This is a genomic window from Tumebacillus avium (genome assembly GCF_002162355.1).
Taxonomy (GTDB): Bacteria; Bacillota; Bacilli; order Tumebacillales; family Tumebacillaceae; genus Tumebacillus_A; species Tumebacillus_A avium.
This window is the reverse complement of sequence record NZ_CP021434.1, coordinates 1,972,501-1,977,500: the sequence shown is the minus strand read 5'-3', so window position 1 is coordinate 1,977,500 and position 5,000 is coordinate 1,972,501. Positions and strand designations below refer to the sequence as shown.

The window sequence follows — 5,000 nt, the reverse complement described above, 5'->3', positions numbered from 1 at the left end:
TCGCCGGTTCATTCTACAAAAGGCACGCCGTCAGGCATTAACGCCCTCCGACTGATTGTAGGCACACGGTTTCAGGTTCTTTTTCACTCCGCTCCCGCGGTGCTTTTCACCTTTCCCTCACGGTACTGGTTCACTATCGGTCGCCAAGTAGTATTTAGCCTTGGGAGGTGGTCCTCCCTGATTCCCACGGGATTTCTCGTGTCCCGCGGTACTTGGGGTATCGTCTCGGAGTCTGTTAAGTTTGGGGTACGAGACTTTCACTCTCTTCGGTCAGCCTTTCCAGACTGTTCGCCTACCCAACAGATTTGTAACTCCATGTGAGACGCCCCGCAACCCCGCATGGCCGAAGCCACGCGGTTTGGGCTCTTCCCCGTTCGCTCGCCGCTACTAGGAGAATCACTATTGTTTTCTCTTCCTCAGGGTACTTAGATGTTTCAGTTCCCCTGGTCTACCTCTCAACACCTATGGATTCAGTGCTGAGTGACACTCCATTACGAGTGCCGGGTTGCCCCATTCGGATACCCCCGGATCAACGCCTGCTTACGGCTCCCCGAGGCATTTCGGTGTTTGCCCCGTCCTTCATCGGCTCTTGGCGCCAAGGCATCCTCCGTGCGCCCTTCGTAGCTTAACCTAAGTTAATGCTTCGAAAGTACTGCATTTCAAACATGTCTTGACTCACTATTTCGCTATCCAGTTTTCAAGGAACACCTTGAGGGTTTGATCCCCCAAAACTAAACGAGTTGTTGTCAGAGATTGACGCAAGTCTTATAGAAAAATCTTAAATCCTTAGAAAGGAGGTGATCCAGCCGCACCTTCCGATACGGCTACCTTGTTACGACTTCACCCCAGTCATCGACCCCACCTTAGACGGCTGGCTCCTTGCGGTTACCTCACCGGCTTCGGGTGTTGCCAACTCCCATGGTGTGACGGGCGGTGTGTACAAGGCCCGGGAACGAATTCACCGCGGCATGCTGATCCGCGATTACTAGCAATTCCAGCTTCATGCAGGCGAGTTGCAGCCTGCAATCCGAACTGTGAGCGGCTTTTTGGGATTGGCTCCGCCTCGCGGCATCGCAACCCTTTGTACCGCCCATTGTAGCACGTGTGTAGCCCAAGACATAAGGGGCATGATGATTTGACGTCATCCCCGCCTTCCTCCGGTTTGTCACCGGCAGTCAATTGTGAGTGCCCAACTGAATGATGGCAACACAATTTAGGGGTTGCGCTCGTTGCGGGACTTAACCCAACATCTCACGACACGAGCTGACGACAACCATGCACCACCTGTCACCGCTGCCCCGAAGGGAAGGTCTATCTCTAAACCGGTCAGCGGGATGTCAAGTCTTGGTAAGGTTCTTCGCGTTGCTTCGAATTAAACCACATGCTCCACTGCTTGTGCGGGCCCCCGTCAATTCCTTTGAGTTTCAGTCTTGCGACCGTACTCCCCAGGCGGAGTGCTTAATGCGTTAGCTTCGGCACTGAGGGTGGTACCCCCCAACACCTAGCACTCATCGTTTACGGCGTGGACTACCAGGGTATCTAATCCTGTTTGCTCCCCACGCTTTCGCGCCTCAGCGTCAGAAATCGGCCAGCAAGGCGCCTTCGCCACAGGTGTTCCTCCACATCTCTACGCATTTCACCGCTACACGTGGAATTCCCCTTGCCTCTCCGATCCTCAAGCCATCCCGTATCCAAGGCAATCCCAAGGTTGAGCCTTGGGCTTTCACCCCGGACGCAAATGGCCGCCTGCGCGCGCTTTACGCCCAGTGATTCCGGACAACGCTTGCCCCCTACGTATTACCGCGGCTGCTGGCACGTAGTTAGCCGGGGCTTCCTCCTCTGTTACCGTCAGGGTGTGAGCATTCTCTTCTCACACTTGTTCTTCACAGAAGACAGAATTTTACAACCCGAAGGCCTTCATCATTCACGCGGCGTTGCTCCATCAGGCTTGCGCCCATTGTGGAAGATTCCCTACTGCTGCCTCCCGTAGGAGTCTGGGCCGTGTCTCAGTCCCAGTGTGGCCGGTCACCCTCTCAGGTCGGCTACGCATCGTCGCCTTGGTGAGCCGTTACCTCACCAACTAGCTAATGCGCCGCGGGCCCATCCGACAGTGAAGCGAAAGCTTCTTTCTCTTCTCCTTCATGCGAAGGAAAAGCCTATCCGGTATTAGCACTCGTTTCCAAGCGTTATCCCGGTCTGTCGGGCAGGTTGCCCACGTGTTACTCACCCGTCCGCCGCTAACATCTTCGGAGCAAGCTCCGAATCAGTCCGCTCGACTTGCATGTATTAGGCACGCCGCCAGCGTTCGTCCTGAGCCAGGATCAAACTCTCAATAAAAGTTGAAAAAGTTTGTATCTCTGACTCGCGTCATCTCTCTGTAACACTCGTTTAGTTTTCAAGGATCAAGTACACGATGTACATTGTCCAACGTTGCGACAGGACGTCGCGTTCTTAGTTGGGCTTCCATCGCATATCGCTCAGCGGCGACGTTTACTAGACTACCACATCTGCCAACTTAAAGTCAACAGGAAGTTTTTGAAACAATGGTGCGGTCGAGAAGACTCGAACTTCCACGGGTTGCCCCACACGCCCCTCAAGCGTGCGTGTCTGCCATTCCACCACGACCGCATCTTTTTTCAATTTCGCACCGCACTTCTCGCGGCGACAGGACTTATCTTATCACGCCACACAGACAAGTACAATCAGGTTTCCCGAACAAACCTGCACAAACTCTAGCAAGAAACCTGCTAACTTCGTTCCATCTCCTACGTGCTCCATCTTACATAGTTCTCCGCAATATCACTCTGCCTCGAAACAAAAAAAGCGCGGCCAGGTTCTTTTACAAGAACCTGACCGCGCTTGATCAGTTATGGTCGGAATGCAGGGATTCGAACCCTGGACCTCACGCTCCCGAAGCGTGCGCGCTACCAAGCTGCGCTACATTCCGTTATGAAAATGGCGTGCCCTAAGAGATTCGAACTCCTGGCCTTTTGATTCGTAGTCAAACGCTCTATCCAGCTGAGCTAAGGGCACGTATAAAGTTGAAAGAAAAACAGTGGTGAGCCATGAAGGACTCGAACCTTCGACCCACTGATTAAAAGTCAGTTGCTCTACCAACTGAGCTAATGGCTCATCTCTTGCGCTGCTCTCGCGGCGACAGGACTTATCTTATCATGCGGTGCGCAATCGCTCAATACTAACTTTGCAACAAACTGAAACGAACTCCAGCATTTTGCGCTCTATGTGACAATCATCCCCTTCGTTCGCCAATATCCTCTCTCTTTCGCCCACGCTCAGACAAGCAGATATATTTGTCCCACTCACCCGAATACCTATCTAAAAGCATATTGGCATACGAAAGCGAGGGCCTCTCCATGTCAGCGATCATCACCAGCATTATCAATTGGAAGGGCGGCGTCGGCAAAACGACGCTTGCACATCACCTCGGAACCGGGCTGACCTATCGAAGAAAACGGACATTGCTGGTTGATCTCGACCCTCAATGCAACCTCTCCTATCTGTCGGTCGGGGCGGCTAACCACCTGATCATGACCCGCCAAGGCACCCCTGCAATCCACACCGTTTTGAAAGCTTTTTCAAACAACAGCCTGTCTCCCCTCAAGACATCATCCTAAAGAAGATCATCACATCCTCAAAAGACCATGTCTTCAACCACGCGGATCTGATTCTTGCACACTCCGATCTCACCAAGTACGACATGAAATTGTCCGCCCACAAAAGCGACGCTCAAGATAGTTTTGAAGAACACAGCCACCTGGAGCTTGAGAAAGTCGCGATCCTCAAGAATTTTCTCTATCAAGTTGCCGACAGCTATGACTCCATCTTTATTGATTGCCCGGCCAGTTTACACCTCGTCACGCAAAACGCCATTTTTGCAAGCGATTACTATATCGTCCCCACCAAACCTAACCACTTGTCCACGATCGGACTCTCCGGCATCCGTAAGATCGTCGACGACCTCAACAGCCTTTGCGCCTATGAAAACCAGCCGTACCCATACACCCCTGCTCAATTGGCAGGCGTCGTCTTTAATATGGTGCACGAACATAAAGGAATGCCGAAAAGAACCCGAATCTTGTTACGAAGAGGTCGACCTGTGTGACCTTTTTATCTCCATCATCAGCGGCCGTTTAGGTTCGTCATCCCTGCAATCGCCTTACTCAGTCTCGCAGGCCGAGTTGCGCCGCGCACTGAGCCAAGGAAAACAAGTCTATATCTTCATTTCCAAAGCCGTGCAAACGGAATACGAGACATACAAAGTAAACAAAGGCAACCCGCATTTCGTCATGTGCTTTGCAGATGATCCCCGAGTGTACGACTTTTTGTCCGAACTGTACGATCTGCCGAAAAACAACGCCATCTTTCCGTTCGAAAGCTCACAAGATATAGTCAACATCCTTCGAAAGCAATGGGCCGGCCTTTTCCACCGCTTCCTGAACAGGCAAGGACACGAACCACTCCCCAAAACCACAAGCCACCCCACTTTTGAAAAAATTCGCTCTTTACTGTCTCTGCCATTTGGCGTGCACTTTGCAACACGAGAAGAACTCTCTGGCCTGCTCTCCTCTTTCGGCTTTGCGTCGGGTTGAAAACCGCCTCTTTTCCAGAAACAGCAATCTTCTTTACAAGCTGGAGGAACTCAAAAAATCCTGACAAAAAAAGCGCGGCCAGGCTCTTATAAAAAGAACCTGACCGCGCTTAATCATTTGTGTGGTCGGAATGCAGGGATTCGAACCCTGGACCTCACGCTCCCGAAGCGTGCGCGCTACCAAGCTGCGCTACATTCCGATAAAGATGGGGCGATCGAGGGGAATCGAACCCCCGAATGCCAGAGCCACAATCTGGTGCGTTAACCACTTCGCCACGACCGCCATCTTTGGCAGGGGCAGTAGGACTTGAACCCACGACATCCGGTTTTGGAGACCGACGTTCTACCAACTGAACTATACCCCTGTGTGAACCTATTTTGTTTTCGCTCA

3 protein-coding genes, 7 tRNA genes and 2 rRNA genes (1 of these 12 running past the window's edge) are annotated in these 5,000 nt (G+C 52.2%); 3 read left to right on the top strand and 9 right to left on the bottom strand.

Features of this window, described 5'->3' with window-relative positions; translation table 11 throughout:
- The 6 genes from CBW65_RS09430 to CBW65_RS09405 form a co-directional block, all read right to left on the bottom strand.
- Positions 1 to 631 (bottom strand): 23S ribosomal RNA (locus CBW65_RS09430); it reaches 2,298 nt to the left of the window's first position.
- A gap of 159 nt (positions 632 to 790) precedes the next feature.
- Positions 791 to 2,337: ribosomal RNA gene (locus CBW65_RS09425) — 16S ribosomal RNA — on the bottom strand.
- Together the 16S and 23S rRNA genes with 4 tRNA genes alongside form the textbook arrangement of a ribosomal RNA operon.
- A gap of 207 nt (positions 2,338 to 2,544) precedes the next feature.
- Positions 2,545 to 2,628 (bottom strand) — tRNA-Leu (locus CBW65_RS09420).
- A 242-nt stretch (positions 2,629 to 2,870) separates the two neighbouring features.
- Positions 2,871 to 2,947 (bottom strand) — tRNA-Pro (locus tag CBW65_RS09415).
- Between the two features lie 9 nt (positions 2,948 to 2,956).
- A tRNA-Arg gene (locus tag CBW65_RS09410) sits at positions 2,957 to 3,033 on the bottom strand.
- A gap of 23 nt (positions 3,034 to 3,056) precedes the next feature.
- Positions 3,057 to 3,132: transfer RNA gene (locus CBW65_RS09405), tRNA-Lys, on the bottom strand.
- Between the two features lie 242 nt (positions 3,133 to 3,374).
- Here CBW65_RS09405 and CBW65_RS25060 point away from each other — a divergent pair.
- The 3 genes from CBW65_RS25060 to CBW65_RS09390 all read left to right on the top strand — a co-directional run bounded on the left by CBW65_RS25060 (position 3,375) and on the right by CBW65_RS09390 (position 4,610).
- Entirely contained in the window at positions 3,375 to 3,635 is a 261-nt protein-coding gene (locus CBW65_RS25060; RefSeq protein ID WP_087456597.1) for a ParA family protein, read from the top strand.
- Positions 3,626 to 4,123 carry a ParA family protein gene (locus tag CBW65_RS25055; RefSeq protein WP_087456596.1) on the top strand — a complete coding sequence of 166 codons (498 nt, stop codon included), beginning with the start codon at positions 3,626 to 3,628 and terminating at the stop codon, positions 4,121 to 4,123. Before CBW65_RS25060 ends, CBW65_RS25055 begins: the two co-directional genes overlap by 10 nt.
- 76 nt (positions 4,124 to 4,199) lie before the next feature.
- Positions 4,200 to 4,610 (top strand): hypothetical protein, encoded by a 411-nt coding sequence (locus CBW65_RS09390; RefSeq protein WP_198299865.1) that lies wholly within the window; start codon positions 4,200 to 4,202, stop codon positions 4,608 to 4,610.
- Positions 4,611 to 4,732: 122 nt separating this feature from the next.
- Here the strand turns inward: CBW65_RS09390 and CBW65_RS09385 are convergent.
- From CBW65_RS09385 to CBW65_RS09375, 3 genes are all read right to left on the bottom strand, one after another.
- Positions 4,733 to 4,809, bottom strand: a tRNA-Pro gene (locus tag CBW65_RS09385).
- A gap of 7 nt (positions 4,810 to 4,816) precedes the next feature.
- A tRNA-His gene (locus CBW65_RS09380) sits at positions 4,817 to 4,892 on the bottom strand.
- A gap of 6 nt (positions 4,893 to 4,898) precedes the next feature.
- Positions 4,899 to 4,974 (bottom strand) — tRNA-Trp (locus CBW65_RS09375).
- Positions 4,975 to 5,000 lie beyond the last annotated feature (26 nt).

What these genes read in the sequence shown, in the direction of transcription:
- CBW65_RS25060 (WP_087456597.1), top strand. Translation starts at nt 3,375, where the DNA reads ATGTCAGCGATCATCACCAGCATTATCAATTGGAAGGGCGGCGTCGGC.